Here is a 26,468-nt window from a genome sequence, read left to right on the forward strand (position 1 = left end):
CGCTGCGTGACCTTGCCCCCTGCGCCCCGGAAAACCGGTCTCTTTGCCCGCACAGCACCCGTGCGCGGATGGAGGATTGTTATAATATAACGCCCGCACCATCTGGCCTTGCATGACACACAGCATCGACATCAGACAGGGCCTGCCGCCTGAGATGCAGCTCCTGCTTCGGGACTATCCGCGCGATACATGGCCGGAGAACCCGAACCTCGCCCGGTCCACCCAGAACTGGATGGCCGCCCATTCCATGTTCCGCCAACTCGCGGCGATCGTCACCAAGGATACGCGACGCTATCTCGACAAGGGGCTGGAGGATCAGACCTATGCAAGCCGCCTGGCGCATTTCGGCAACCTGCTGGTGCGCAACCTGCACGGGCATCACCATTGGGAAGACCGCAATTTCTTTCCCGAGCTCGAGGCCGCCGACCCGCGTTTTGCCGACGGGCTGGCGATGCTGGAGGGCGATCACGCGGCGCTGGACGGGTTGCTGGAGCGCTTCACGTCCCAGGCCAACCGGGTGGTGCAACTGGCCACGCTGGAGCCTGCGCAGATGCAAGACGAGGCCGGACCGCTGGAGGCGACGGCGGCGGATATCGGGCGCTTCCTGCACCGGCACCTGACCGATGAGGAGGAACTGGCCGTGCCGATCCTGCTGCATCACCGCCTGCGCGGCTGATCCGGTGCCCTGATCCTGGGCGACCTGCTATCGGCTTGACCCCGGCCCGGTGCCGGGGTCTACCGATCCGGAAGATACCCCGGAGACAGCATGACCGCCCCGCAGATCACCGCGAAAAGCTGGCTGATGATCGCCACTTTGGGGCTGACCTGGGGGGCGACCTTCCTGGTCATCGAGGTCGCGCTGCGCGGCATCACGCCGTTCTGGCTGGCGGCGGGCCGGATCGGGTTCGCGGCGGCGCTTATGGTCGTGGTCTGGCATCTGCGCGGCAAGCCCGTCTTCACCAGCGAGGCGCGCGACTGGCCGGGACTGGTGGGGGTCGCGGCGCTCAGCTCTGCCCTGCCCTTCAGCCTGCTCAGTTGGGGCCAGCAATATGTCACCTCGGGCTTTGCCGGTGTCTCGATGGCCGCCGTCGCGCTGATCGTGCTGCCGATGGCGCATGTGCTGGTGCCCGGTGAACGGATGACCCTGCGCAAGCTGGCGGGCTTCGTGATCGGCTTTTCCGGGGTCGTGGTGCTGATCGGGGGGCAGGCCTTCGAGAGCAGCGGATCGGCGATGGAGCCCTGGGGGCGGCTGGCCTGCCTCGGCACCGCGACCTGCTACGCGATGAGCTCGATCTTCATGCGCCGCCTGCCGCCCGCCGACCCGATCGGGCTGGCCACCATGCTGCTGGTCTTTGGCGCGGTGCTGGTGATCCCGGTGGCCTGGGCCGTCGAGGGGCCGCCGCCCCTGCCGCCGCGCGAGACGCTTCTGGTGGTGGCGGGGCTTGGCCTGATCCCCACGGCGGCGGCCAATATCCTGCGCGTCATCGTGGTGCGCAGCGCCGGGCCGGTCTTCATGAGCCTGGTCAATTACCAGGTGCCAATCTGGTCGGTGGTGTTGGGGTCGTTGATCCTGTCCGAGCCGTTGCCGCCCTCGCTTTTATGGGCGCTGGCGTTGATCCTGATGGGCGTGATGGTCAGCCAGTGGGGGGCGCTGATGCGGCTGTTCGCGGGGCGGAGGCGGTGAGATTTGGGGATTCGCGCAACTTGGGGTAGAATGGGGGTCTTTCCATAACTCCGAGGTGCGACATGGACAGACGTATGTTCACCCAGTTGTTGACCGCCGCCGGTCTGGCCGCGTCTCCGCGCATGGCGCAGGCGATCATCACCGCGCAGGACGAGTCCGACGACGATGCCATCCCGTTCCTGCAGCGCCCCCGCGCCAGTTGGATGGACCGGATCGGGGTCGACCTGCCGAACGTCCTGCCGGACGGGGTCCGCAGGCCGCGGCTCTCCCTCATCGTGCTGCCCGAGATCGATGCCGGGGACCGCGTCACCCTCAATATCACAGCCCGCGTGACCGATCTGGACCGGCCACTGATCACCCTCGGCGACGACCGCGAATTCCGCGCCGACCTGACCCGGCTGGAGTCCCTCGGCCCAGTGCGCCTGTCCGGCGATCCGGGCTTCGTCATCGAGCGCAGCGTTCAGACCGATGTGGCGCTGCAGAACGGGGCCACCATCGTCCTGGGCGGGTTGGTGCAGCAGGTGCCCCGCAACAGCCGCGATGTCGATGTGCCGGTGCCGTTTCTGGGCGACCTTCCGGTGGTCGGCAACCTCTACCGCAGGCGCGCGACCGACAACCGCGAGAATCGGCTGATGATCCTCATCACCGCGCGCTTCATCGAGGTGGACGAGTGATCAGACCGCGTCCTGCACCGCGGCGACGACACCGCCCACGACATCGCGCAGGAGCCCCTCATCCTCGCATTCGGCCATGACGCGGATCAGCGGCTCGGTCCCCGATTTGCGGATCAGGAGCCGCCCGGTGCCGTCAAGCTGCGCCTCGGCCTCGGCGATGGCGGCCTGCACGGGGGCGGCTTCCAGCGGGGTCTGGCCGGCATCGAAGCGGATGTTCTGCAGAAGCTGTGGCACCGGCTCGAAATTATGCGCCAACTCGCTGGCGCGCTTGCCGGTGCGCACCATCTCGGCCAGGAATTGCAGACCCGCGATGAGGCCGTCGCCGGTGGTGGCGTAATCCGTCATCACGATATGGCCCGATTGCTCGCCACCAAGGTTCAGGCCGTGTTCGCGCATCGCGGCAACGACATGGCGGTCGCCCACGGGCGTGCGGTGCAGCACGATGGAGCGGTCGTTGAGGTAGCGTTCCAGCCCCAGATTGGACATGACGGTCGCGGCCAGCGTGTGCCCCTTGAGACGCCCCTCCTCGGCCCAACGGTCGGCGAAGAGCGCCATGATCTGGTCGCCATCGGCCACCTCTCCGGTCTCGTCGATCAGGATGACACGGTCGGCGTCGCCATCGAGGCAGATGCCCAGATCGGCCCCGGTTTCCCTGATCCTGGCGGCAGCCGCCCCCGGCGCGGTGGAGCCGACACCGTCATTGATGTTGAAGCCATTGGGGCTGACGCCGAGCGGGATCACCTCGGCCCCCAGTTCCCACAGCACCTCGGGCGCGGCGCGGTAGGCGGCCCCGTTGGCGCAGTCGATCACGACCTTCAGCCCCTCCAGCGTGCGGCCCTGCGGAAAGGTGCCCTTGACCCGTTCGATATAGCGGAACCGGCCATCGTCGATGCGCTTGGCGCGGCCGATGTTTTCGGATTGCGCGGGCGTGATGTCGGAGAAAACGAGGCGCTCGATCTCCTGTTCGGCCTCATCGGACAATTTGAACCCATCCGGGCCGAAGAACTTGATGCCGTTATCGGTGGCGGGGTTGTGGCTGGCCGAGATCATCACGCCGACATCGGCGCGCATCGAGGGCGTCAGCAGGCCCACGGCGGGCGTCGGCACGGGACCGAGCAGCAGGACATTCATGCCCGTCGAGGTAAAGCCCGCGGTCAGCGCGTTCTCGATCATGTAGCCCGACAGGCGCGTGTCCTTGCCGATCACCACACGGTGGACGGGGGATTGATCGCGCCGGAAATAGCGGCCCGCCGCGGCGCCCAGTTTCAGCGCCATCTCGGCGGTCATCGGATCGGTATTGGCGCGCCCGCGCACCCCGTCGGTTCCAAACAGCTTGCGAGTCATGATGCCCCTCTTGATGCCCCATGTCATGCCGCGCATGCGCGCGCGATCATCTTCGTTTGCGGTGTCTTAGCATGGGGCGGGGGCTGCGCGACCCCTCTTGCACAAGAACAGGCCAAATGCCGCCGAAACCGGGCCGCGCGCGTGAAGATCGGCGCCATTGGGGTGGCCGCGTGTTTCAGGATTGTTACAGAGGCGCGCGTGGGGGCGTCAGTATTGCTGCCGGTAGAACAGATGCACCCCGATCTGCGCGGTCTGGGGATAGGCGCTGGCCCAGTCCGGGTTGACCCAATCGGCGTGGTAATGCGTGGCCCCCGCGGTCAGGTTGCGGGATCCGCCATCCATCATGATGCGGGCGATCTGGCCGAGGCGGCGATGCACCTCGGGCTCGGTCACGACGTCGGGGATGCCATCGCAGGTATAGGAGAACTGGCAGGCGTTGCGCCGCCCGGTGCCCTCATTGACGACATCGCAGATATTGTCGGGGTAGTTGGGGCTGTCGACGCGGTTCAGGACGACTTCGGCCACGGCGAACTGGCCTTCGACGCTTTCGCCGCGCGCCTCGAAATAGAGCGCTTCGGTCAGGCAGGCCCATTGCCGGCTGCCGCGCGCGCGGCCCATCGCGTCAAGCTCGGCCGCCGTGTAGGGGGCGCGGCCCACGCTGGTGGTGCTGAAGCTACCCCCGGTCGCCGCGCCGTTGCCCGAGAACGGCGCCCCGAGCGAGCGGACGCGGCCGGGGCTGAGGGCGGCGAGGCCGGAATGTTCGGACCCCATGACCGAGGCCAGGGTCGTATTGAGCGACAGGGTCGGGTCGGTGGAACTGGAGGCGGTCACATCGGCCCCCGCCGGAGTCGTGGCGATCAGCAAAAACGTTCCCGCCGCGCAGATCGCGCGTTTCATCCGTGAAGGTCCCATTCTGGGTATCCCCTATCTGCCGGTCGGTCCGGCCTGCTTCATCCTCGATCAGCCGCGCTGCGGCCTTGTTTAACGATGCCGGGTTAACAGCCGCCGAACGGGCGGGCAGTGGCCGGACTCGTCTCTTGATGAAGGGTAATGGTGGGGGATCGGGGCGATTATGTGTCGGAATCGGACAATGTTTGCGGGGCTTTCACGGCCAATTGTGCCGCCGCCAGCTTCGCCACCGGCACCCGGAAGGGCGAGCAGGAGACATAGGTGAACCCGGCCTCGCGGCTGAACGCGATCGAATCGGGGTCGCCGCCATGTTCGCCGCAGATCGACAGCGTTATGCCGGGCTTGACCGCGCGCCCGCGTGCCGCACCCAGATGCAGCAATTCGCCCACCCCGTCCGTGTCCAGCCGCTGGAACGGATCCTCGACGAAGACGCCCTGGTTGACATAGGCCGACATGAACTTGCCCGCGTCGTCGCGCGACAGGCCATAGGTCATCTGTGTCAGGTCATTGGTCCCGAACGAGAGGAAGGCGGAATGTTCCGCGATCTCGCCCGCGCGCAGGGCGGCGCGCGGCGTTTCGACCATGACGCCGAGACGAAAGGCGATGTCCTGCCCGGTTTCGCGCCGGACCGAGGCCGCGATGGCGTCGATGCGGTCCTTGATCAGCTCCACCTCGCGCTTGGCGCTGACCAGCGGGATCATGATCTCGGCCATGGCGGCATGGCCCGCTCGCATGGTGGCCGCCACCGCCTCGAAGATGGCGCGGGCCTGCATCTCGTAGATCTCGGGCATGGTGATGCCGAGACGCACGCCGCGCATGCCGAGCATCGGGTTGAATTCCTGCAACTGCTCGATCCGGGCGGCGACGCGGCTGACGGGCAGGTCCAGCGCCTCGGCCAGGGCGCGGATGCCGTCTCGGTCGCCGGGCAGGAATTCATGCAGCGGCGGATCGAAGAGGCGGATGCAGACCGGACGCCCCTGCATCAGCGAGAAAAGCTCGGTGAAATCGTCGCGCTGCATCGGCAGCAGGCGGTCGAGCGCGGCGGCGCGGTCGCCCGCGTTCTCGGCAAAGATCATCTCGCGCATCACGGTCAGGCGGATGGGGTCGAAGAACATGTGTTCGGTGCGGCACAGCCCGATGCCGTCGACGCCGAAAGTCAGCGCCAGGCGGGCATCCTCGGGCGTGTCGGCATTGACGCGGATGCCGATATCGCGCGCCTCGTCGGCCCATTCGAGGAGCGTGGCAAAAGCCCCGCCCATATTGGGCTCGATCATCTTGGCGGCACCGGCCAGGATCTGCCCCGAACTGCCATCGACGGTGATGATGTCGCCCTCGTGGAAGATCTTGCGCCCCGGCACGGTCAGGGTCTTCTTGCGCATGTTCAGTTGCAGATCGGTGGCCCCGGCGACGCAGGGAACACCAAGCCCGCGCGCGATGACGGCGGCGTGGCTGGTGGTGCCGCCGCGTTCGGTCAGGATCGCATCGGCGGCGTGCATGCCCCTGATATCCTCGGGGCTGGTTTCGCGGCGCACCAGGATGCAGGGCTCATCCCGCGATTGGGCGGCCTGTGCGGCGGCGGCGGAAAACACGATCTTGCCGGTGGCCGCCCCCGGTGCGGCGGCGATGCCACGGGTCAGCACGTCGCGCGGGCCATTCGGGCTGACCTGGCGGTGCATGAGCTGGTTGAGGGTAAAGGGCGCGATGCGGGTCAGCGCCTCGTGTTTCGGGATCACGCCGTCCTTGGCCAGATCGACCGCGATGCGCACCTCGGCGCGGGCCGTGCGCGGCACCATCACGGCGTCGAGGATGGAAAGCTGGCCGTCCAGCAGCGTGAACTCGATCTGCATCTCCTCGCGCAGGCGGGTGCGCATCAATTCGCCCGCCGCGCGCAGGGCCGCGACCTGTTCCGGGCAGCGATCCTCCAGCGAGGGCCCGCGCGGGTCTTTCTCGATGAATTGCGCGTCGTTCTCGCGCAGCGCGGCGCGGCCCTGGCTTTGCGGCAGGTAACGCCCGGTGATCTGCGCCTCGCCGGTATCGGACGAGACATATTGCACCACGCCCGCCCCGGTTTCCCCCTTGCCGAGGCCAAGCGCCATGCGTTGCACGACCAGCCCCAGGCCGGCATCGGGCGGCGCGCCCTTGGCCCGGCGCAGGAGGCGGGCCGATGTCCCCTCCCAGGCGCGCGCCATCGAGCGCAGCACCTCGGTCAGTTGGGTCTCGATATCCTGCGGAAACGGCTCCTCCATCTCGTCCTCGAAATGGGCCTTGGCGATGCGCGGGGTCATGGGATCGGCGAAGAGGTCTTCGTCGAGGCGCAGCACATCTACCGCATAGGCGCGGATGAAGGAGAGGTAGAGCGCCTCGGCCGCGCTTTGCCCATGCTCCGCCGCGATGCGCTGCGCGATGGCGTCGTTCATGCCGATATTGAGCACCGTCCCCGGCCCGCCCCAATCGGGCGACTGGCTGGAGGCGCGCACCGACAGGAGGTCGCCCTCGTCGAAGATCGCGCAGAGCCGGGCGATGTCGGGCAGATGCCCCTCGGCAAGCCCGTGAACCGTGTCCGAGGACAATGCCACCGACAGGGGCACCGGCAGATCGAGCCGCACAAGGCGTTGCAGGCACTTGGCCCGGCTGCCATGCAGGCCCGCCGTGACCTCGGCGGTCGGCGTGATCTGGATCATGTCGGGGGGCTGCGGCATGGGGGTGTTGCATCTGCGAAAGGGGCGTTGGCTGCGACCATAGAGAATTGATGCGCCGGGTCCAGTGTTTCATGCTGCAGGTGCGAAATGGCGGGGGCCGGTCCGCCGCTGCGTGCGCGAACGGGGAACGGTCAGGGCATCCCCGCCTCGCTCTGGCGTCGGATCACCAGGATCGTCACCGCGTCACCGTCGATGCGATAGCGCAGGACATAGCCGCTGTCGCCGAAGTCGATCAGCCATTCACGATACGCCTCGGGGAGGTCGTCGATCATCCGGCCAAGGCGCGGCTGCGTGCCCAGGATCCGCACGCCCTGCCGGATCGCCTCGCCCGCCCGTCTGGCCGCGTCGGGGTTCTTGGGTCGAAGGAAATCGCGGATGCGTTGCAAATCCCGGATCGCCGCCGGGGCGACCGTCACTTGCCGCATTCGGGGGCGGGGCGTTCATCGGCACGTCCCCAGCTTTGCAACCAGCGATCGACCTCTTCCGCGGTCGCGCCCTGCCCGGTTTCGCGAAACTCCTTCCATGCCTCGAGCGTCTCGTGGCGCAGGGCCTCGCGCCGTTCCTCGCGCTCGACATATTGGGAAATGGCTTCGCGCATGATCCAGTGGGATGTGCGTTTCCGCGCCTCGGCCAGGTGCCGGACGCGCGCTTTCATGTCGTCGTCGAGCTTGACGGATGTTGCCGATGCCATGGGCCGCTCCCGATACGAGGTAATACCTTACGCTACCTTAGATGTTTGCGCCCGGTCTGTCCATGCGCCGCCCATAGACATGAGAAAGGCGGCCCTTTCCCGGACCGCCTTTCACGCGTCACATGGGACCGCGCCTCAGTTCCAGCAGGTCACCAGCACCGCAAGGTCCATGCCGTATCGGGCGAGCGCATTGCGGCTGAGGGGGTCGGGCTGTTCCGCAGCGGGGCTGACCTGGATGCCGGCCTCGGCCAGCAGCGCCTGCAACCGGTCGGCCCGCAGGGCGAAACTGACGCCTTCGGGCAGGGCGCGGCCCGTTGATGGCTCGGGCAGGAGCATGCCCAGGACCGCCCCGTTGGCGTCCAGCACCGGGGCCCCGGCCTCGGAGGGTTCGATCGCCAGCGCCAGGCGTTGCAGGTTCTCGTCGCCATCCAGGCCCTGCAATTCCTCCAGCGTGCCGAAATTCAGCGAGGCCGCACCAAGCGCGCCGTCATAGGGATAGCCCGCCACCGCGATGTCCGAGCGCAGCCGCGGCGCGATCTGGGCGAAACCCGCGAAGGTCGAGGGGGCCAGCGCCTGCGTCGGGCGCAGCACCGCGATGCCGGTGGCGGGGTCATCATAGGCCACGCTCATCTCGTATTGCTGATCGACGATGACCTGCGTGCAGGAGGCCACGGCCTCGGAGGTGGTCAGGACGGTGCCACTGCCATCGACGTAGAAGCCGGTGCGCGCCAGGGCGGGTCGCCGCACCTCCAGCCCCGCCATCAGGTCGACGCCCTGATCGAGGCCGGGATCGACCGCGCCGGGGTCGAGCGTGCCGCCGAAAGTGGCAAAGCTCGCCTCCATCATCGGCAGGACACGGGCCATCTGTTGGTCGCGCTCGGGCGTCCAGATCAGGGTGAAGCCCTTGATCTGCCCATCCTGGAGCCGCGCGATGGTGTGGCTGCGCAGGGTCTCGCTGAGGCCGGTCAGCTCGAAGCTGTCGGCCGAGCGGTTGCGTTCCCCCTCCAGCGGCACGATTTCCAGCGTCTGCATGATCTCGTAAAGGCCGCCAAGCGTGGCGCGGGTGCCCTCCTGGCTGATCAAGAGGACGCGAACGCCGGAATTGTCAACGCTGTCGAACTGGGCGAAGGGAAATTCGTAGCGGGCGAACTCGACCATGGCCAGCGGCAGGTCGATCTCTACCCCCGCGCGTTCGTCGCGCACGGTCTGCATCCCCAATTCGGCCAGCGCGCCCTGATATTGCGCCAGCAGGTCGGCCCGCTGACGGGTGGTCAGCACGCCGGTCTCCTCCACCCCCTGCGCGGCCTGCCATTGGCGCATCGCGCCACGGGTGCCGGGGCCGAAAGCACCGTCGATGCCGGAGGTGTAGTAGCCGAACCATTGCAGCGCGATCTGAAGCGCCTCGCGCGCCTCACGGTCAAGCTGCGCCTCGCTGCTGCGCGCCTCGGCCACGGTTTCCTCGGGCGCGGCGACGGGGTCGGGCGGGGTCGCGGGGGTTTCGGGGGCTTGCGTCACGGTTGCGGGCGCGGTGTCACCCCCGGTCAGGTTGTTGGTGCCGATGGGAAAGAATTGCTGCGCGTAGATCTCGGGCTCGGCCAGGTAGGCATCGGCGGGGATCAGCCCCTGCCCCTGCAACGCGCTCAATGCGGCGGTGGCATCGCCCTGGTCGAACGGCCCGAGCGCGATGGCGTACCAGCCCGAGCGCAGCCGGTAGCCGTTCACGTTCTGCATCACGCGGCTATAGGCGCGCACGCGGGCCTCGGCGGTGGCGAGGTCGGGATGCGCCTCGAGCTGGACCCAGACACGGCCCTCCTGCGCGGTGGCGCTGCCGGTCTGCGCAACGATGGTTCCCAGAATGATGAATACGCAAAGAAATATATGCCGCACGGCCAATCTCATCGGTGCAAACCCCTTCATGCCCACGGGCCTGGCCCGCCTTGTTCCGGCGGCAGCGTAGCAGAACGCGCCGACGCTGCACCAGAAAATTGCCCCAAGCGCCAATTGACCCTGCCAAGGGTGGCACGTATGGAACCCCTGCCTTTCGCGTCAATTCCGGGAACCCCGAGCCATGGCCAAGACCCAAACCAAGCCGCGCAGCTTTCAGGAGATCATCCTGGCGCTCCAGACCTACTGGGCCAGGCAGGGCTGCGCGATGCTGCAACCCTATGACATGGAGGTGGGGGCTGGCACGTTCCATCCCGCGACCACGCTGCGCAGCCTCGGCACCACGCCCTGGGCCGCGGCCTATGTCCAGCCCTCGCGCCGTCCGACCGACGGGCGCTATGGCGAGAACCCGAACCGGTTGCAGCATTATTACCAGTACCAGGTGCTGATCAAACCCTCGCCGCCGGATTTGCAGGCGCTCTATCTCGGCTCGCTTGAGGCCATCGGGATCGACATGGAAACCCACGACATCCGCTTTGTCGAGGATGACTGGGAAAGCCCCACATTGGGCGCCTGGGGCCTGGGCTGGGAGGTCTGGTGCGACGGCATGGAGGTCAGCCAGTTCACCTATTTCCAGCAGGTCGGCGGGCATGACTGCGCACCCGTTTCGGGCGAGCTGACCTATGGGCTGGAGCGCTTGGCGATGTATATCCTGGGCGTCGATCACGTCATGGAGATGCCGTTCAACGACCCGGGCGCGCCCATTCCGCTGAGCTATGGCGACGTGTTCCGCCAGACGGAAGAAGAGCACAGCCGCTACAATTTCGATATCGCCAATACCGACGCACTGCTGAAGCATTTCGAGGATGCCGAGGCCGAATGCCAGGCCATCCTGGCTGCCCCGGCGGAAGACCCCAAGACGGGCAAGCGCATCATCATGGCGCATCCCGCCTATGACCAGGCGATCAAGGCGTCGCATCTGTTCAACCTGCTGGACGCGCGCGGGGTGATTTCGGTCACCGAGCGTCAGGCCTATATCGGAAGGGTGCGCGCGCTGACCCGTGCCTGCGCCGATGCCTTCGTGCAGACCGAGGCGGGCGGGTTCGACCTGGAGGGCGCGCAATGAGTAGCGGTCGCATCGTGGCAACGCTGCTTGTCCTCTCCGCCGCGACGGCCGGGGGGCTGCTCTGGTTCACCGAGACGCGCGCCTTTTACGAGCCGGTCAGCGCCGACGCCGTGACCATCTCCGCGACCACCTTTGACGGGGTGGCCGAACCGCTGCCGGTCACGGATGTCGAGGCCATCGACGCCGACAGCTCGCCCCTGCGCTTCCGGGCCTGTTTCACCACGCCGGTCAGCCTGGCCACAATGACCGAGTCCTACCGGCCCTACCCCGATGCCACGCCGCTCAACACGCCCGGATGGTTCGACTGCTATGACGCGGGCGCGCTGACGCAGGCGCTGGAGGATGGCACCGCGCTGGCCTTTCTGGGCGAGGGCAATTTCATCTACGGCTTCGACCGCATCGTGATGGTCGGCCAGGATGGCCGGGGCTATGCCTGGCACCAGATCAACCCCTGCGGCGAGGCCGTCTATGATGGCGATCCCGTCCCGGACACCTGCCCGCCGCCGCCGGAAAGCAACTGATATGCCCGATCTTCTGCTCGAACTCTTCTCCGAGGAAATCCCCGCAAGGATGCAGACCCGCGCCGCCGCCGACCTCAAGAAACTGGTCACCGACGGGCTGGTCGAGGCGGGGCTGACCTATGCCAGCGCCGGGGCCTTCGCGACCCCGCGCCGATTGTGCCTGACCGTCGAGGGGCTGACCGGCGAAAGCCCCACCGTGACCGAGGAGCGCAAGGGCCCGCGCGCCGATGCGCCCGAGAAGGCCCTTGAGGGGTTCCTGCGCGCCACGGGCCTGACCCGCGACCAGTTGGAAATGCGCGACGACAAGAAGGGCCAGACCTGGTTCGCGCAGATCACCAGGCCGGGGCGCAAGGCCGACGCGATCATCGCCGAGCTGATTCCGGCCGTGATTCGCAATTTCCCCTGGCCCAAGTCGATGCGGTGGGGCGCGGGCAGCCTCAGATGGGTGCGCCCGCTGCATTCGATCCTGTGCATCCTGACGGATGAGAACGGGGCCTCGGTGGTGCCGTTCGACGTCGACGGCATCGCCTCGGGCGACACGACACGCGGCCACCGCTTCATGGGGCCGGAGGCGTTTTCCGTCACCTCCTTCGACGATTACGCAGGCAAATTGAAGCGCGCACATGTGGTGCTGTCCGCCGAGGACCGTGCCGCCACGATCTGGAACGACGCCACCAACGCCGCCTTCGCCGCAGGGCTGGAAGTGGTCGAGGACAAGGGGCTGCTGGCCGAGGTCGCGGGGCTGGTCGAATGGCCCGTGGTCCTGATGGGCGAGATCGGCGCGGCGTTCCTGGAGCTGCCGCCCGAGGTGCTGCAAACCTCGATGCGCGAGCACCAGAAGTTCTTTTCGGTGAAGAACCCCAAAACCGCCCGGATCGAGCGCTTCATCACCGTTGCAAATCGCGAAACCGCCGATCACGGCGCCACCATCCTTGCGGGCAATTCCAAGGTGCTGACCGCGCGGCTGTCGGATGCGAAATTCTTCTGGGAAAACGACCTGCGCGTGGCGAAAACGGACATGAGCCAATGGACACAAGCGCTTGAAAACGTGACCTTCCACCGCAAGCTCGGCACGCAGGCCGCCCGCATTGACCGCATCGCCGCGCTGGCGCGGGAGCTGGCCCCGGTGGTCGGCGCGGATGCCGATGAGGCCGAACAGGCGGCGCGGATCGCCAAGGCCGATCTGAGTTCGGAAATGGTCTATGAGTTCCCCGAATTGCAGGGGCTGATGGGCCGCTATTACGCGCAGGCCGCGGGCTATGGCGAGGCGGTCGCGAAGGCGGCAGAGGAGCATTATTCGCCGCTCGGGCCGACTGACGATGTGCCGACCAGCCCGGTTTCCGTGGCCGTCGCGCTGGCCGACAAGCTGGACACGCTGACCGGGTTCTGGGCGATTGACGAGAAACCGACTGGGTCGAAGGATCCGTTTGCGTTGAGGCGCGCGGCGCTTGGGGTTATTCGGTTGGTGTTGGGGAATGGGTTGCGGGTGGAGATGGAAGGCAGTTTTCTTTCCGACGCAGTTGTCAGACACTTGACACGTGGGCGTAACTTGAAGGCGGAAACAGAAGCAATCGAAATGGAGCGATCCAAACTTGAGGAAACGTTTGACCTAAAGAAATTAGAGGGACTTTCGCCAACAGACTATCTTGTTGAGCTAGTGCGATTGCAGGAGCGGTTCAGGGCGGCACGAAGCGAACGTATGCCCGAACTCAATTTGATGAATGAGGAGATTCAAGGATGGATCCGAGATTCAAAGCAGGCAATTCACGACCTCCTCGCCTTCCTCCACGACCGCCTCAAGGTCCATCTGCGCGACCAGAACATCCGTCACGACATCATCGACGCCTGCCTTGCCATGCCCGCCAATGACGACCTCACGCTGCTGGTCAAACGAGCCGAGGCGCTCTCGGCCTTCTTTGCAACGAGCGATGGCGAAAACCTCGTGCAGGGCTACAAGCGCGCCGCCAATATCCTGGCGCAGGCCGAGGAGAAGGACGGGGTGGAGTACCGCTACGGGGCCGATGCCAAATTCGCCGAGACCGACGAGGAACGCGCGCTGTTCGCGGCGCTGGAGCGGGCCAATACGACCGTGACGGCCGCGCTGGAACAAGACGACTTCGCCGCAGCGATGTCTGCGCTGGCCGATCTGCGCGCGCCGATCGATGCCTTCTTCGACACGGTGCAGGTCAATGCCGAGAACGAGATCCTGCGCCGCAACCGCCTGAACCTGCTGCATGAGATCACCGCCGCCTGCGGCAAGATCGCGGACCTCTCCAGGCTAGAAGGCTGACGCCGTCCCCATCCCCGCCCGGTTAACCTTAACGCGGCCCCCCCCTTCTTTGTTCTTCAAATATCCTCGCCGAAGGCAACCGCCCGTCAGGGCGGTCCACCCGCCCCCTCAGCCGCGCCAGAACCGGGCGGTGAACAGCACGAAGACCGCCATCAGCTCCAGCCGCCCGACCAGCATCGCCACGGCCAGGATCCATTTCGCGGTGTCCTCCAGCGGCTCGAACGTGCCCGCGGGGCCGATGATGGGGCCAAGCCCCGGCCCGATATTGGCCAGCGCGCTTGCCGCGCCGGAGACCGAGGTGATGAAGTCCAGTCCGGTCAGGCCCAGAAGGATCGAGAACACCCCGAGGCTGACGAAGAAGAGCACGAAGAAGGCCATGACCGAGGACAGCACCTCCTCGCTGACCTTGCGGCCCTCGTAGCGCGGCTCGAAGATGCCGTGCGGCGCGTAGAGACGTTTGAGTTGCGTCGAGATCGAGGTCATCAGGAGCTGGTAGCGGAACACCTTGATCGAGCATGACGTCGATCCGGCGCAGCCGCCGATGAGGCCGATGAAGAAGAAGATCACCACCGCCGAGGGGCCCCATCGCTGGTAGTCGGTGCTGGAATAGCCGGTGCCGCTGATGATCGAGGTGACGTTGAAGATCGCCTCGCGGACCCCATGCTCCAGCTGGTCGCCATTCACGACGAGGCGGTAGATCACGAAAAACAGCGTCAGGATCGCGATCGTGGCCAGGTAGGCGCGGGTCTGGGTGTCGGTGAAGAAGGGTTTGGCCGTGCCCGCGACCATCTGCACGTAGCGCACGAAGGGCAGGCTGGCGAGGATCATGAAGATCACGGCGGCATATTCCAGCGGGCCCTGGAAGGCGCCAAAGGAATCGTCGGTGGTCGAGAACCCGCCCGTCGAAATCGAGGTCATGGCGTGGACCGTGGCCTCGAACGGCTGCATCCCGAGCGCCGTGTAGGTCAACGCGCTGACCACCGTCAGGGTCAGGTAGATGACCGAGATCTGCTTGGCGATCTCGGCGGCGCGGGGCAGGATCTTGCCCATGGTCTCGAACGCCTCGGAGCGGAAGATCTGCATCCCCCCCACCCTGAGTTCGGGCAGGAACACCATGGCGACGACGATGATCCCGATGCCGCCGAACCACTGCATCAGCCCGCGCCACAGGTTCAGCCCCTCGGGCAGATCGTCGAGCCCGGTAAAGACGGTGGCCCCGGTTGTGGTCAGGCCCGACATCGCCTCGAAGAACGCATCGACATAGCGCGCCTCGGTGGCGCCCAGGACGAAGGGCAGCGCGCCGAAGACCGGCAGCGCGACCCACACGAGCGTGGTCAGGAGGAAGGTCTGCTGGATGGTCAACTGCCGCTCGACCCCGTTGGCGCAGGCCAGCACCACCAGAAGCCCCGCGAAGGCCGTCATCACCGCGCTTTGGAAGAACGCCTGCCAATGCGGATTGCCAAGATAGAAATCCAGCGCCATCGGGATCAGCATGGTCAGCCCGAGCACCAGCACCAGCTGGCCAATCACATATCCGACGGGGCGCGGGTCAATCATGGGGCGCAGCGTTGGCCCGTGGGCTCGGGGCTGTCAACGTCCATTCGCGGGGGGAGGCGTTTCTTCGAAGAAACGTGTAAATCTCTTCACGAAGAGATTTCGCGGGCGGCTCAACGGGCGTAGCGGGTCACGAAATTGCGCAGCATCCGTTCCGGCACGGTGATCTCCTCGGCCAGGCAGGCCGCGGTCAGGGCCTCGGCCTGGTCGGGCGGGAAATAGCCCTTGGCGCGGTAGATGCGGATGCGGGTGGCAAAGCTCTGCCCGTCCGCCTCGGGGTGGAACTGGGTGGCATAGACGTTCCGGCCATAGCGGATCACCTGCATCGGGCAGGTCTCGCTGGCGGCCAGATGCACGGCCCCCGGCGGGGTGGCCTGCACTGCCTCCTTGTGGCCGACGAGCGCACGGAAGCGGCGCGGCAGGCCGGCAAAGAGCGGATCGACCGCGCCCTCGGGCGTGAGCGTGCAATCGACGCCGCCGATGGCCTCGCCATATCTGTCCTGGCTGACCTCGCCGCCCAGGTGATGGGCCAGGATACCGAGCCCGTAGCAGCAGCCGAGGTAAGGAATGTCGCGCGCGGTGATCTCGGGCATGAGCCCCAGGATCGCGACCTCGATACTGGCTTCCTCAGCGGTCTTCTTCTCGGGCGGGTCGCTGACGCAGCCGGGGCCGCCGCCGACGATGACGCCGGAATAGCGGGTGAGGTCCAGATCCTCGGGCAGCGGCTGTTTGTCGAGGCGGATGCGATGCGTCTCCGAAGGCGTCAGGCCGGTGCGAGCCAGCAGGCTGGCATATTCCTCATCCGCGGCCTCATCCTCGGGGCGCAGTTGCAGGATCAGAAAGGGCGTCATGGGCGGGTCCGTCGCGGCAATCGGGTGATCCTCTTTAGGGGCAAGGGCCACGGTTTGGCCAGCGGATCGAAAAATCTTGGGCAAGATTTTTCGGACGGGAAGAATTTTCGGGCAAAATTCTTGCCGCTAAACCGCCGCCAGCGCGCCTTTCAGATCGGCCACGATATCGCCCGCATCCTCCAGCCCGATCGACAGGCGCAAGAGCCCCGGCGTGATGCCGAGCACCTTGCGCTGATCCTCGCTGAGGCGCTGATGCGTTGTCGTCGCGGGATGGGTGATGATGGATTTCGCGTCGCCCAGGTTGTTCGAGATCAGCACGATCCGAAGCGCGTTCAGGAACCGGAACGCGGCCTCTTTCCCGCCGTCCAGTTCCAGCGCCATCATCGTGCCGCCGCCCTGCATCTGGGCCGCGTTCAGATCGTGCTGCGGGTGGTCGGCCAGTCCCGGATAGATCACGCGGGCCAGCCCCGCTGCGCCCTGCATCGCCTCGGCCACCTTTTGCGCGGTTTCGGCCTGCGCGCGGACCCGCAAATCCATCGTCTCCAGCGATTTCAGCATCACCCAGGCGTTGAAGGGCGAGAGCGACCCGCCGGTATGCTTGAGGTAGGGTTCCGCCACCTTGCGGATGAAGTCGCGGCTGGCGCAGATCACACCGCCAAGACAGCGCCCCTGCCCGTCGATATGCTTGGTCGCGGAATAAACCACCACATCCGCCCCCAGATCGGCCGAGCGTTGCAGGACCGGCGTGGCGAAGACATTGTCCACGACGACAAAAGCGCCGACGGCATGGGCCAGGTCGGATACGCCCCTGATGTCGATCACTTCCAGCGTCGGGTTGGAGAGGCTTTCGAAGAACACCGCGCGGGTCTCGGGGCGGATCGCCTTGCGCCACTGGTCCAGATCGGTGCCATCGACGAATGTGACCTCGACCCCGAAGCGGGTCAGGATCTCCTCCAGGATATAGAGGCACGATCCGAACAGCGCCTTGGCCGACACCACGTGATCGCCCGCGCGCAGCATCGCGGTCAGCGCGCCGTTGACGGCGGCCATTCCGCTGGCGGTCGCAAAGGCGTCCTCAGTGCCTTCAAGCTGCGCCATCCGGTCCTCGAACATGCGCACGGTGGGGTTGCCGTAGCGGGCATAGATGAACTCGTCCGGGCCGCTTTCGATGAAGCGTGCCTCGGCGGCCTCGGCGCTGTCATAGACGAAACCCTGCGTCAGATAGATGGCTTCGCTGACCTCGCCATACTGGCTGCGCCGCGTGCCGCCATGCACGGCGCGGGTGCGCGGGTGGAGGGTCTCGGGCAGGGATCTGGGGCCCTTTGTCATGTCTCTCGTCTCCTGATGGTGCGAGGCATGAAACAGCCCCGCACCGGTGAACGGTCGGGGCTTGAGGGGCCCTGCCCCCATGCGCGACCTCTTTAGCGGCTTGTTTTCAACACTTTGCGTTAGAGACGTATCAGAATTCTCTGCCTCTTCATCAGCTGCCGCTGATTGCGAACGCGAATTCTGATCCTTCGTTTCCCATGTAAACGCAAAGTGTATAGTGGCCCGCAATCCGGTAAACAAATCGCCACTGCCCCAAGCGCATAGCGGGCGGGCAAAGGGGCGTCAAGACGGATCGAAACCGGGTTGCCCCGCCGCGGAAAACCGGAAAAACTGCGCGCAGCGACACGGACGGCCGCCCTGCGGCACATGGAAACATTGAAAAATCAAGGCCTTTGACGATGACTGATCTTCTGACCCTCGAAAATCTCGGCAACCTCGTCATGCTCTGCTTCTTGCAGGCGGTCCTGGGGTTCGACAACCTGCTCTACATCTCGATCGAAAGCCAGCGCGCCCCGGTTGAGCATCAAAAACGGGTGCGGTTCTGGGGCATCGTGCTGGCCGTCGCGCTGCGGGTGGTGCTTCTGTTCGCGATGGTCCGCCTGATCGACGCGCTGGCCGAGCCGTTCTATGTCTTCAACTGGCCCGGCGTGCTGGAGGGCGGTGTGAACTTCGCCACCGGGGTCTTTGTCTTCGGCGGCGTCTTCATCATGTACACGGCGGTCAAGGAGATCGGGCATCTTCTGTCACTGGACGAGTTGGGCCATGGCGTCGGCAAGAAGAACAAGAAATCGGCGGCGCAGGTGGTGTTCCTGATCGTCGCCATGAACCTGATCTTCAGCTTCGATTCCGTCCTGTCGGCGCTGGCGATCACCGATGTCTTCCCGATTCTCGCCGCCGCGATCCTGCTGTCCGGCGCGGCGATGCTGCTTCTGGCCGATGGCGTGACGCGGTTTATCGAGAAGAACCGGATGTACGAGGTCCTGGGCCTCTTCATCCTGCTGATCGTGGGCGTGGTGCTGCTTGGCGAGGCCGGCGTTGCCGCCGAACATGCCACCCAGGACGAGGCGATGGCGATCCACATTTTCGGCTATGCCCTGATTCCGATGTCGAAATCGACCTTCTACTTCGCGGTCGTGGTGCTTTTCGTGGTCGAGGCGCTGCAATCGGGCTTCAACCGCAAGCTGGAGGCGGAACGCCGTGCCCGGCAGGAGGCCGCCGCGCGCGGACCTTTGCCGGTCAAGGGTGTGTAACGTCTGGTTTTTGCGAACCAGCGTGCTTATCCTAATGCTGCAGCAAGGGAGACCGAGATGAGTTCAGAGGGCCTGCAGGGCGTGTCCTTCGTGGCGTTGACGGTGATCATCATGATCGCCATTTTCGGCGGATTCGGAGCGATCTGAGATGGCGCAGCGCTATGGCGGCAAGTTCAGCCCCGATCCCGCGGCGAATGAGGTGGAGGCCGAGGCCCCGCCACTGGTCGAGGCCAGTTTCAAGGGCCGCGCCCCGGCGCGCTATGGCGCGCGGATCAATATCCTGTTCCTGCTGCCGGTGATCGCGCTGGCCGCGTCCTTCTTCCAGCCCGTCGCGGGCATGGTCACCGATATGGCAGGCGCGGCAACGCTGCTGCTGGCGGCCTGGCTGTTGCGCGACGGGATCCGGGCCGAGGATGCCTATGAGGAACGCAAGGTGGCGCGGCGGCCCGCCATTCCGCGCAAGATCTTCTCCTCGGTCCTGACCGGGATCGGCACCGGCCTGCTGGTCTTTGGCGGCCAGTGGAACGCGCTGACCGCGCCACTGATCGGGGCCGTCGCGGGCGGGCTGCACCTGTTTTCCTTCGGGCTGGACCCGCTCAAGGACAAGTCGCTGGAGGGGGTCGACCATTTCCAATCCGACCGCGTGGCGCGGAAAGTGGAAGAGGCGGAAAAGCTGCTCGATGGCATGCAGGACGCGATCAAGCGCGCCGGCGACCGGATGCTGGAGGGCCGCGTCGAGGCGTTCCAGGACACGGTCCGCACCATGTTCCGCACCGTCGAGGAAGACCCCCGCGACCTGACGCAGGCGCGCAAATACCTGACCGTCTACTTGCAGGGCGCGCGTGATGCGACGGTGAAATTCGCCGATCTCTATGCCCGCAACCGCGACGCGGGCGTGCGCGCCGATTACGTGCGGCTGCTGGACGATCTTGAGCATAATTTCTCGGCCCGGACACAGCGGATGCTGTTGACCGACCGAAGCGACCTGGATGTTGAAATTGAAGTGTTGCGGGACCGTTTGAACCGCGAAAACCTGGTAATTGACAGATAAGGAACGAACGCATGACCGAAGAAATTCGCCAACGGGCCGAGGCCGTCGCGCAGGAAGTGGACGCGATCAACGCCGTGGTGCTGCCCGAGCCCTCGGGCGAGCTGGTGCCGCTGGCCGAGGCGCCCGCGCCGACCGCCGAGGAAATCCGTGTGCGCATGGCCGAACTGGACATGAGCGACACCAATTCCATCGTGCGCTTCGGTTCCGCCGCGCAGGAGGAATTGCAGCAGATTTCCCAGGCGATGCTGGACGGGGTGCGCAACAAGGATGTCGGGCCCGCGGGCAATTCCTTGCGCGAGATCGTCGGCACCATCCGCGGTTTCTCGGTCGATGAGCTGGACCCCAACCGCAAGCTTTCCTGGTGGGAGCGTCTCTTCGGCAAGGCCAAGCCGATCCACAATTTCCTGGCCCGCTACGAGGATGTGCAGGGCCAGATCGACAAGATCACCGACAACCTTCTGGCGCATGAACACACGCTGATGAAGGACATCAAGTCGCTGGATCAGCTCTATGACAAGACGTTGAATTTCTACGACGAACTGGCGCTCTATATCGCGGCGGGCGAGGAGAAGATCCGCGAGTTGGACGAAGAGGCGATCCCGGCGAAAGAGGCCGAGGTCAACGCGGCCCCCGAGGATGACCAGGTGATGAAGGCGCAGGAATTGCGCGACCTGCGGGCGGCGCGCGACGATCTGGAACGCCGGGTGCATGACCTGAAGCTGACCCGCCAGGTGACGATGCAGTCGCTGCCCTCGATCCGGCTGGTGCAGGAGAACGACAAGAGCCTTGTGACAAAGATCAACTCGACCCTCGTCAACACGGTGCCACTTTGGGAAACCCAACTGGCGCAGGCGCTGACCATCCAGCGCTCGACGGAAGCCGCCAAGGCGGTGCGCGAGGCCAATGACCTCACCAATGAGCTGCTTACCGCCAACGCGAAGAACCTGCGCGAATCGAACAAGATGGTGCGCGAGGAAATGGAGCGCGGCGTCTTCGACATCGAGGCCGTGAAACAGGCCAATGCCGAGCTGATCGCCACCATCCAGGAAAGCCTGGAGATCGCCGATGAAGGCAAGCGCCGCCGCGCCGCCGCCGAGGTCGAGATGGAGAAGATGGAGACCGAGCTGCGCGACACGCTGGCCTCGGCCTCCGGTCGCCGCGACGGGGTGGGCGACACCATGGGCACCTCGGTGCCCGCGCGAGGGTAGGGCGATGCGGGTCCGGGTCCCGGCAGCACTTGCAGGCATCGCCCTGGCGGGTCTTGCGGGTTGTGAGGTGCCGGACCCGCCCGCGCCCACCCCGCGCCCCGCGCCGCCCGTCGTGGCCCCGCCCTCGGTGGAGCCCTCCGAGGAAAGCCTGGCCTATGCACGCTATTACGCGGGTGTGCAGCAGCGGCTGTTGACGCAAGGCTTGCTGCGCACCGATGGCGGCGGGCCGGACACCCCCATCATCGCGCGCAACCTTGTGGCCAATTTCGAGCGCATCGCGCTTTACGACGAATACACCCTGTCCGGCGGGCGTTTCATCGCGCAGCAGACACCGGCCGCCTTGCGCAGGTGGGAACGCCCGGTGCGGCTGCAGGCGCATTTCGGGGCCTCGGTTTCGGAAGAGACGCGCAACGCCGACCGCGCCTTCCTGTCGCGCTATGCCGACCGGCTGGCGCGGGTGACGGGGCACCCTATCCGCGCCGTGGGGTCGGGCGGAAACTTCCACGTCCTCTACCTCAACCGCGACGAACAGGTTGCGGCCGGGCCGCTTCTGCGCCGGATCATGCCGGGGATCGGCGAGGCCACCATCAACGAGATCACCAGCCTGCCCCGGTTCAATTTCTGCTCGGTCTACTCGGTCTCCGAGGCGGGCAACCCCAATGTCTATGTCGCCGCGATCGCAATCATTCGCACCGAGCATCCCGACCTGCTGCGCAAATCCTGCGTCCATGAAGAGGTCGCGCAAGGTTTGGGCCTGCCCAATGACAGCCCCACCGCGCGCCCCTCGATCTTCAACGATGACGAGGAATTCGCGCTCTTGACGACGCATGACGAGATGCTGCTTTCGATGCTCTACGACCCCCGCCTGCGGCCCGGCATGACCCCCGACACGGCCCGCCCGATCCTGCGCGAGCTTGCCGATGCGCTGGTGGGTGGGCCGAGCTGACGATGAACCAGTTGCTCAGCCCGCAGACCCTGGATTTCTTCGCCAGCTATCTTCTGGCGGGGTTCGTGTTCATGTCAGTGCGCAGTTGGTTCGTTGCCGGTGCACGTCCGAAGATCAATGAGACGCTGGTTGAATCGCTGATCTTGAGCCTGATAAATCAGATGATCGCGCTCTTCACGATTGCCGCGATATCCACATCCTGGCGCGATGAGAACCCTTCAATTGTCTTGGTTCTCCAGAACGTTGCGCAACCGTTTGTGCTTGGTTTGGCGGTCGGCTGGATGGCGAACCGCAATTGGTTCCCCCAAGGACTGCGACGGCTGGTCATGCCGACCGTTCGCCCCGTGAATCCGGCGGTTGATTTTGCCTTCGATTCTCTGTCCGGTCCCTGCTATGTCGTGCTCCGCTTTGAGGATGGAAACGAAATCTACGGTTTTTTCGGCAAGGCTTCGATGGCCAGCTTTGAAAACGAGAATGGCGGAATATTCCTTGAAGCCATATATGATATAGATGCAGACGATTGGTTCGTGGTTTTCCCTCGGAGATCGGCCTGGATCGACACGACCAAGATGCGGTCGATCGAGTTTCTTGACGTGAAGGATGTGGAACATGCCTAAGACGCTCTATGAAGGATACAGGATCGGAAAGGATGGCGGCGAACGTTGGTCAGGGACGATCCGGCGTCCCGGGAAGACTGACGGGGCCTCCGCTCCGAACGGATCCGGAACAACGGATGAAAGTCGCAAACCCCGTAGAGCGCAGGTCTGGGGCTCGGCATTTGCAGAAAAGGTTTCCAAGGGAAGGACCAGCTAACCCATGTCCATTTTCGATTTCCTCTCCGGCCAGTTCATTGATGTCATCCACTGGACCGACGACACCCGCGACACCATGGTCTACCGCTTCGAGCGGCACGGCCATGAGATCAAATACGGGGCCAAGCTGACCGTGCGCGAGGGCCAGACGGCGGTGTTCATCCATGAGGGGCAGCTGGCGGATGTGTTCCGCCCCGGCCTCTACATGCTGGAAACCAACAACATGCCGATCATGACCACGCTTCAGCATTGGTCGCACGGCTTCCAGTCGCCCTTCAAATCCGAGATCTATTTCGTCAACACCAACCGCTTCACCGACCTGAAATGGGGCACCAAGAACCCGATCATGCTGCGTGATCCCGAGTTCGGGCCGACCCGCATCCGCGCCTATGGCACCTATACGGTCAAGGTGAAGGATGCCGGCCGGTTCATGACCGAGATCGTCGGCACGGATGGCGAGTTCACGACCGACGAGATCACCTTCCAGATCCGCAACATCATCGTGCAGGAATTCTCGCGCACCATCGGCAGCGCGGGGATTCCGGTGCTCGACATGGCGGGCAATACCGGCGATCTGGGCCGCCTGATGGCCGAGGCGATCTCGGGCACCATCGACCAGTACGGGCTGGAGCTGCCCGAGCTCTATATCGAGAATATCAGCCTGCCGCCCGCGGTCGAGGCCGCGATGGACAAGCGGACATCCATGGGCGTTGTGGGCGACCTCTCGAAATACACCCAGTATTCGGCGGCCGAGGCGATGACGGCGGCGGCCAACAATCCCGGCGGCGATGGCGGCATGGGCGCGGGCATGGGGCTTGGCATGGGCATGGCGATGGCGGGCCAGATGGCGAACGCCCTTGGCGGCCAGAACGCGGGCCCCTGGGGCGCGAACCCGCAAGGCCAGCAGCAGCCCGCCGCCCCGCCGCCGCCGCCGGTCGAACATGTCTGGCATGTCGCCGAGAACGGCCAGACCAAAGGCCCCTTCTCCAAGGCCACGATGGGCCAGATGGCGAGCGCCGGTGAACTGACCCGCGAAACCCATGTCTGGACCGCCGGGCAGGATGGCTGGAAGAAGGCCGGTGAGGTCGACGAGTTGGCGCAGCTCTTCACCGTCATGCCGCCGCCCCCGCCGCCGGGGGTGTGAGGCACAGGGGCCGGGGGGAGACCTTCCGGCCCTTTTCGTTTCGCGGGTGGCCAAGCGCCTTCGAAGGCGCTTTGTCGGCAAATTCGAATTTGCGGGAGACAAGGTTTTTTGAAAAACCTTGCAGCGCGGTGCCGGCGCCGCTGCGCTGACCTCAGCGGTGAAACTTTCCCCTCCCCTTTCCCGTGCCTGTGGTCATGCGCATGACCCGTCATATCCGCCTGCCGCAGCGCCGCACCGTCCTGAAGGCGGTGCATTGGCTGATGCTGCCGCTGGTGATTTGGTTCCTCTTCATGACGCCCGAGGTGGTGCTGCGGATCGGCGGCGAGACCTTTTTCCATATCCATTCCAACGTGGCGCTGATCTTCGTGACGCTTTCCCTGTGGTGGACGGCCTCCTACCTGCGCCGCGGTCTGGCCAGCCGACCGGGGCCGAAGCTGCCGCCCTGGGCGCGGCTGTTTCACCAGGTGCTGCACAAGGTGCTGATCTATGGCCTGTTCGGCGTCGCGATCACCGGGTTCCTGCTTGGGCTGACCTCGTCGACCCTGATGCGCGCGGGCGGGTTCCTGCCCATTGCCCCGCCTCTGGGACTGCACCGCGCCAATGAGATCGTGGGCCGGATCCATATCGTCGAGTTCTATATCCTCGCGTGCATCGTCGTGATCCATGCAGGCTTTCACATCTGGCGGCACCTGCGGCTCAGGGACAATGCGCTGCGCATCATGGCCCCGCGCGTGTTGCATCGCTGGTTGTAAGACCGGGCGCGTCGGTCCGAAATGCTGTCCCGCCAGCCCGATACCTGTATGTTGGGCGCAGGACAGGGGGGATCAGCACATGCGCCAGCTGATTTCAAACGGCAATCCGATGGAGGACATTGTCGGATTCAGCCGCGCGGTTCGCGTTGGCCCCTGCATTTCCGTAGGCGGGACCGCGCCCGTCGACGCAGACGGCAAGACCGTGGGCATCGGCGATGTCTTCGCGCAAACCACGCAGTGTTTCGAAATCATCAAGGCGGCGCTGGAACAGGCTGGCTCCGGTCTGCATGACATCGTCCGGACGCGGGTCATCCTGACGGATATCGACACCTGGAAGGCCGCGATCGAGGCGCGAAAGGCATATTGCGTCGATGCACGCCCCGTGGACACGATCATGGCGGTCACCCGGTTCGTGAACCCCGAATGGCTGGTTGAGATCGAAGTCGATGCGGTCGTCGCTGCCGAAGCATGGCGGTAAGCCCCCTTGGCGGCCATCGGGCTTGCATCGACGCGGGCCCCCACGCATGATCGGTTTCATAACGCCACCAGATATTTGAGACCTGATCATGAGCGATATTCCCCCCCTGCCCCCCGGTGCCCCCCCCCCTCGCGGCCCGTGGGAGGATGAGGATGACGCAGTCGAAACCGAGGCCCCGCAGGGCAACGAGGAACACCGCTTTCCCTGCGATCAATGCGGATCCGACATGCGGTTCGCGCCGGCAGAGGGCAAACTGATCTGCGACCATTGCGGCAATACCCGCGCGATGGACATGGTCGAGGACGCGCCCGCGATCCGCGAGCTGGACTATCACGCCGCCCTCGGCGCGCAATTGCCCGAGGCCGAGATGGAGGAGATCCGCGTCTCCTCCTGCCCCAATTGCGGCGCGCAGGTGGAGTTCAACGAGGCCGATCACGCCACCGAATGCCCGTTCTGCGCCACGCCCGTGGTGGCCGATACCGGCACCCATCGCCATATCAAGCCCAAGGGCGTGCTGCCCTTCCAGCTGGACGAACGCAGCGCGCATGACGCGATGAACGAATGGCTCGGCAAGCTGTGGTTCGCGCCGAACGGCTTGCAGGAATATTCCAGGAAGGGCCGCAAGCTGGACGGCATCTATGTGCCCTACTGGACCTATGACGCCGAAACGCGCAGCCGCTACGAGGGTCAGCGCGGCACGGTCTATTACGTCAACCGCACCGTGACGCGGAACGGCCAGACCCGGACCGTGCGCGAGCAGAGGATCCGCTGGACCAATGTGCGGGGCCGGGTGCAGCGCTTCTTCGACGATGTGCTGGTGCTTGGGTCGCGTTCGCTGCCGAAAAGCTACACCGACGGGCTGGCGCCCTGGAACCTGACCATGCTGGAGCCCTATACGCCGCATTTCCTGGCCGGGTTCCGGGCCGAGGGCTATACGGTCCAGCTTGAGGAAGGCTTTGACGAGGCCCGCGAGATCATGGACGCGCAGATCCGGCGCGACATCAAGTTCGACATCGGCGGCGACCGGCAGCGGATCAGCCAGGTGGCGACGGACGTGTCGGACGTGACCTTCAAGCATATCCTGCTGCCGGTCTGGATGGCGGCCTACAAGTATCGCGGCAAGAGCTACCGCTTCGTGGTCAACGGCCAGACCGGCCGGGTGCAGGGCGAACGGCCCTATTCCGCCATCAAGATCGCGCTGGCCGTGATCGCGGGCCTGATCGTGGCGGCGGGCGTCGGCTATCTGGTTGCGATGAACCAGTAAGGTCGGA

General features: G+C 65.4%; 24 protein-coding genes. 15 read left to right on the top strand and 9 right to left on the bottom strand.

The window, feature by feature from the left end; translation table 11 throughout:
• Positions 1 to 112: 112 nt before the first annotated feature.
• From AC13C7_RS06005 to AC13C7_RS06015, 3 genes are all read left to right on the top strand, one after another.
• Complete coding sequence (locus AC13C7_RS06005) at positions 113 to 676, top strand: hemerythrin domain-containing protein (RefSeq protein WP_446169495.1); 564 nt, start codon at positions 113 to 115, stop codon at positions 674 to 676.
• A gap of 90 nt (positions 677 to 766) precedes the next feature.
• A complete protein-coding gene (locus AC13C7_RS06010; protein ID WP_446117725.1) occupies positions 767 to 1,684 on the top strand; it encodes a DMT family transporter in 918 nt (305 codons plus the stop codon).
• A 62-nt stretch (positions 1,685 to 1,746) separates the two neighbouring features.
• A complete protein-coding gene (locus tag AC13C7_RS06015) occupies positions 1,747 to 2,358 on the top strand; it encodes a hypothetical protein (protein WP_482866891.1) in 612 nt (203 codons plus the stop codon).
• Here AC13C7_RS06015 and glmM read toward each other — a convergent pair whose 3' ends face one another.
• The 6 genes from glmM to AC13C7_RS06045 all read right to left on the bottom strand — a co-directional run bounded on the left by glmM (position 2,359) and on the right by AC13C7_RS06045 (position 9,888).
• Positions 2,359 to 3,702, bottom strand: a complete 1,344-nt coding sequence (gene glmM / locus AC13C7_RS06020; protein WP_474887800.1) for a phosphoglucosamine mutase — start codon at positions 3,700 to 3,702, stop codon at positions 2,359 to 2,361. It abuts the gene before it with no gap.
• 207 nt (positions 3,703 to 3,909) lie between these two features.
• Positions 3,910 to 4,599, bottom strand: coding sequence for a cell wall hydrolase (locus AC13C7_RS06025; RefSeq protein WP_482866892.1), 690 nt, complete (start codon positions 4,597 to 4,599; stop codon positions 3,910 to 3,912).
• Positions 4,600 to 4,772: 173 nt separating this feature from the next.
• Positions 4,773 to 7,310: a putative PEP-binding protein gene (locus AC13C7_RS06030; protein ID WP_482866893.1), complete on the bottom strand. Its 2,538-nt coding sequence runs from the start codon at positions 7,308 to 7,310 to the stop codon at positions 4,773 to 4,775.
• Between the two features lie 131 nt (positions 7,311 to 7,441).
• Complete coding sequence (locus AC13C7_RS06035) at positions 7,442 to 7,735, bottom strand: type II toxin-antitoxin system RelE/ParE family toxin (RefSeq protein WP_482866894.1); 294 nt, start codon at positions 7,733 to 7,735, stop codon at positions 7,442 to 7,444.
• On the bottom strand, positions 7,723 to 8,001 hold the full coding sequence (locus tag AC13C7_RS06040) for a CopG family ribbon-helix-helix protein (protein WP_482866895.1): 279 nt from the start codon (positions 7,999 to 8,001) through the stop codon (positions 7,723 to 7,725). Before AC13C7_RS06040 ends, AC13C7_RS06035 begins: the two co-directional genes overlap by 13 nt.
• A gap of 135 nt (positions 8,002 to 8,136) precedes the next feature.
• A complete protein-coding gene (locus AC13C7_RS06045; RefSeq protein ID WP_482866896.1) occupies positions 8,137 to 9,888 on the bottom strand; it encodes a serine protease in 1,752 nt (583 codons plus the stop codon).
• A 181-nt stretch (positions 9,889 to 10,069) separates the two neighbouring features.
• On the opposite strand from AC13C7_RS06045, the gene AC13C7_RS06050 reads away from it, so the two are divergent.
• The 3 genes from AC13C7_RS06050 to glyS are packed head-to-tail and all read left to right on the top strand — an operon-like array spanning position 10,070 to position 13,822.
• Positions 10,070 to 11,011, top strand: coding sequence for a glycine--tRNA ligase subunit alpha (locus tag AC13C7_RS06050; protein WP_482866897.1), 942 nt, complete (start codon positions 10,070 to 10,072; stop codon positions 11,009 to 11,011).
• The gene (locus AC13C7_RS06055; RefSeq protein ID WP_482866898.1) at positions 11,008 to 11,532 is read left to right on the top strand and encodes a DUF6446 family protein; all 525 of its coding nucleotides are present in this window, start codon (positions 11,008 to 11,010) and stop codon (positions 11,530 to 11,532) included. Before AC13C7_RS06050 ends, AC13C7_RS06055 begins: the two co-directional genes overlap by 4 nt.
• Before the next feature lies 1 nt (position 11,533).
• Positions 11,534 to 13,822, top strand: a complete 2,289-nt coding sequence (glyS, locus tag AC13C7_RS06060; protein WP_482866899.1) for a glycine--tRNA ligase subunit beta — start codon at positions 11,534 to 11,536, stop codon at positions 13,820 to 13,822.
• 108 nt (positions 13,823 to 13,930) lie between these two features.
• Here the strand turns inward: glyS and AC13C7_RS06065 are convergent, their stop codons facing one another.
• From AC13C7_RS06065 to metZ, 3 genes are all read right to left on the bottom strand, one after another.
• Entirely contained in the window at positions 13,931 to 15,379 is a 1,449-nt protein-coding gene (locus AC13C7_RS06065; protein WP_172319825.1) for a TrkH family potassium uptake protein, read from the bottom strand.
• A gap of 110 nt (positions 15,380 to 15,489) precedes the next feature.
• On the bottom strand, positions 15,490 to 16,227 hold the full coding sequence (locus tag AC13C7_RS06070) for a glutamine amidotransferase (RefSeq protein WP_482866900.1): 738 nt from the start codon (positions 16,225 to 16,227) through the stop codon (positions 15,490 to 15,492).
• Between the two features lie 126 nt (positions 16,228 to 16,353).
• A complete protein-coding gene (gene metZ, locus AC13C7_RS06075; RefSeq protein ID WP_482866901.1) occupies positions 16,354 to 17,556 on the bottom strand; it encodes an O-succinylhomoserine sulfhydrylase in 1,203 nt (400 codons plus the stop codon).
• 398 nt (positions 17,557 to 17,954) lie between these two features.
• Between metZ and AC13C7_RS06080 the strand changes: the two genes are divergently transcribed.
• The 9 genes from AC13C7_RS06080 (at position 17,955) to AC13C7_RS06120 (ending at position 26,461) form a co-directional block, all read left to right on the top strand.
• A complete protein-coding gene (locus tag AC13C7_RS06080) occupies positions 17,955 to 18,806 on the top strand; it encodes a TerC family protein (protein ID WP_446169480.1) in 852 nt (283 codons plus the stop codon).
• A gap of 148 nt (positions 18,807 to 18,954) precedes the next feature.
• Complete coding sequence (locus AC13C7_RS06085; protein WP_482866902.1) at positions 18,955 to 19,857, top strand: 5-bromo-4-chloroindolyl phosphate hydrolysis family protein; 903 nt, start codon at positions 18,955 to 18,957, stop codon at positions 19,855 to 19,857.
• An 11-nt stretch (positions 19,858 to 19,868) separates the two neighbouring features.
• A complete protein-coding gene (locus tag AC13C7_RS06090) occupies positions 19,869 to 21,065 on the top strand; it encodes a toxic anion resistance protein (protein WP_482866903.1) in 1,197 nt (398 codons plus the stop codon).
• A gap of 4 nt (positions 21,066 to 21,069) precedes the next feature.
• Positions 21,070 to 22,011: a DUF2927 domain-containing protein gene (locus AC13C7_RS06095; RefSeq protein WP_446122259.1), complete on the top strand. Its 942-nt coding sequence runs from the start codon at positions 21,070 to 21,072 to the stop codon at positions 22,009 to 22,011.
• 2 nt (positions 22,012 to 22,013) lie between these two features.
• Positions 22,014 to 22,628, top strand: coding sequence for a DUF6338 family protein (locus tag AC13C7_RS06100; RefSeq protein ID WP_482866904.1), 615 nt, complete (start codon positions 22,014 to 22,016; stop codon positions 22,626 to 22,628).
• A 199-nt stretch (positions 22,629 to 22,827) separates the two neighbouring features.
• On the top strand, positions 22,828 to 23,967 hold the full coding sequence (locus AC13C7_RS06105) for an SPFH domain-containing protein (RefSeq protein WP_482866905.1): 1,140 nt from the start codon (positions 22,828 to 22,830) through the stop codon (positions 23,965 to 23,967).
• Between the two features lie 200 nt (positions 23,968 to 24,167).
• Complete coding sequence (locus AC13C7_RS06110; RefSeq protein WP_482866906.1) at positions 24,168 to 24,719, top strand: cytochrome b/b6 domain-containing protein; 552 nt, start codon at positions 24,168 to 24,170, stop codon at positions 24,717 to 24,719.
• A gap of 79 nt (positions 24,720 to 24,798) precedes the next feature.
• Positions 24,799 to 25,197, top strand: a complete 399-nt coding sequence (locus tag AC13C7_RS06115; RefSeq protein WP_482866907.1) for a RidA family protein — start codon at positions 24,799 to 24,801, stop codon at positions 25,195 to 25,197.
• An 88-nt stretch (positions 25,198 to 25,285) separates the two neighbouring features.
• Positions 25,286 to 26,461, top strand: a complete 1,176-nt coding sequence (locus AC13C7_RS06120; RefSeq protein WP_482866908.1) for a TFIIB-type zinc finger domain-containing protein — start codon at positions 25,286 to 25,288, stop codon at positions 26,459 to 26,461.
• The last annotated feature ends 7 nt before the right edge of the window (positions 26,462 to 26,468 follow it).

This window comes from Alterinioella sp. B-7, assembly GCF_056857775.1.

Excerpts from the sequence above, each read along its gene's own strand:
- AC13C7_RS06025 (WP_482866892.1), bottom strand. The coding sequence starts at position 4,599 with ATGAAACGCGCGATCTGCGCGGCGGGAACGTTTTTGCTGATCGCCACG.
- AC13C7_RS06110 (WP_482866906.1), top strand. The coding sequence starts at position 24,168 with ATGACCCGTCATATCCGCCTGCCGCAGCGCCGCACCGTCCTGAAGGCG.
- AC13C7_RS06040 (WP_482866895.1), bottom strand. The coding sequence starts at position 8,001 with ATGGCATCGGCAACATCCGTCAAGCTCGACGACGACATGAAAGCGCGC.
- metZ (WP_482866901.1), bottom strand. The coding sequence starts at position 17,556 with ATGACAAAGGGCCCCAGATCCCTGCCCGAGACCCTCCACCCGCGCACC.
- AC13C7_RS06095 (WP_446122259.1), top strand. The coding sequence starts at position 21,070 with ATGCGGGTCCGGGTCCCGGCAGCACTTGCAGGCATCGCCCTGGCGGGT.
- glyS (WP_482866899.1), top strand. The coding sequence starts at position 11,534 with ATGCCCGATCTTCTGCTCGAACTCTTCTCCGAGGAAATCCCCGCAAGG.
- AC13C7_RS06030 (WP_482866893.1), bottom strand. The coding sequence starts at position 7,310 with ATGCCGCAGCCCCCCGACATGATCCAGATCACGCCGACCGCCGAGGTC.
- AC13C7_RS06035 (WP_482866894.1), bottom strand. The coding sequence starts at position 7,735 with ATGCGGCAAGTGACGGTCGCCCCGGCGGCGATCCGGGATTTGCAACGC.
- AC13C7_RS06070 (WP_482866900.1), bottom strand. The coding sequence starts at position 16,227 with ATGACGCCCTTTCTGATCCTGCAACTGCGCCCCGAGGATGAGGCCGCG.
- AC13C7_RS06115 (WP_482866907.1), top strand. The coding sequence starts at position 24,799 with ATGCGCCAGCTGATTTCAAACGGCAATCCGATGGAGGACATTGTCGGA.
- AC13C7_RS06105 (WP_482866905.1), top strand. The coding sequence starts at position 22,828 with ATGTCCATTTTCGATTTCCTCTCCGGCCAGTTCATTGATGTCATCCAC.
- AC13C7_RS06120 (WP_482866908.1), top strand. The coding sequence starts at position 25,286 with ATGAGCGATATTCCCCCCCTGCCCCCCGGTGCCCCCCCCCCTCGCGGC.
- AC13C7_RS06015 (WP_482866891.1), top strand. The coding sequence starts at position 1,747 with ATGGACAGACGTATGTTCACCCAGTTGTTGACCGCCGCCGGTCTGGCC.
- AC13C7_RS06050 (WP_482866897.1), top strand. The coding sequence starts at position 10,070 with ATGGCCAAGACCCAAACCAAGCCGCGCAGCTTTCAGGAGATCATCCTG.
- AC13C7_RS06065 (WP_172319825.1), bottom strand. The coding sequence starts at position 15,379 with ATGATTGACCCGCGCCCCGTCGGATATGTGATTGGCCAGCTGGTGCTG.
- AC13C7_RS06085 (WP_482866902.1), top strand. The coding sequence starts at position 18,955 with ATGGCGCAGCGCTATGGCGGCAAGTTCAGCCCCGATCCCGCGGCGAAT.
- AC13C7_RS06090 (WP_482866903.1), top strand. The coding sequence starts at position 19,869 with ATGACCGAAGAAATTCGCCAACGGGCCGAGGCCGTCGCGCAGGAAGTG.
- AC13C7_RS06080 (WP_446169480.1), top strand. The coding sequence starts at position 17,955 with ATGACTGATCTTCTGACCCTCGAAAATCTCGGCAACCTCGTCATGCTC.
- AC13C7_RS06100 (WP_482866904.1), top strand. The coding sequence starts at position 22,014 with ATGAACCAGTTGCTCAGCCCGCAGACCCTGGATTTCTTCGCCAGCTAT.
- AC13C7_RS06005 (WP_446169495.1), top strand. The coding sequence starts at position 113 with ATGACACACAGCATCGACATCAGACAGGGCCTGCCGCCTGAGATGCAG.
- glmM (WP_474887800.1), bottom strand. The coding sequence starts at position 3,702 with ATGACTCGCAAGCTGTTTGGAACCGACGGGGTGCGCGGGCGCGCCAAT.
- AC13C7_RS06010 (WP_446117725.1), top strand. The coding sequence starts at position 767 with ATGACCGCCCCGCAGATCACCGCGAAAAGCTGGCTGATGATCGCCACT.
- AC13C7_RS06055 (WP_482866898.1), top strand. The coding sequence starts at position 11,008 with ATGAGTAGCGGTCGCATCGTGGCAACGCTGCTTGTCCTCTCCGCCGCG.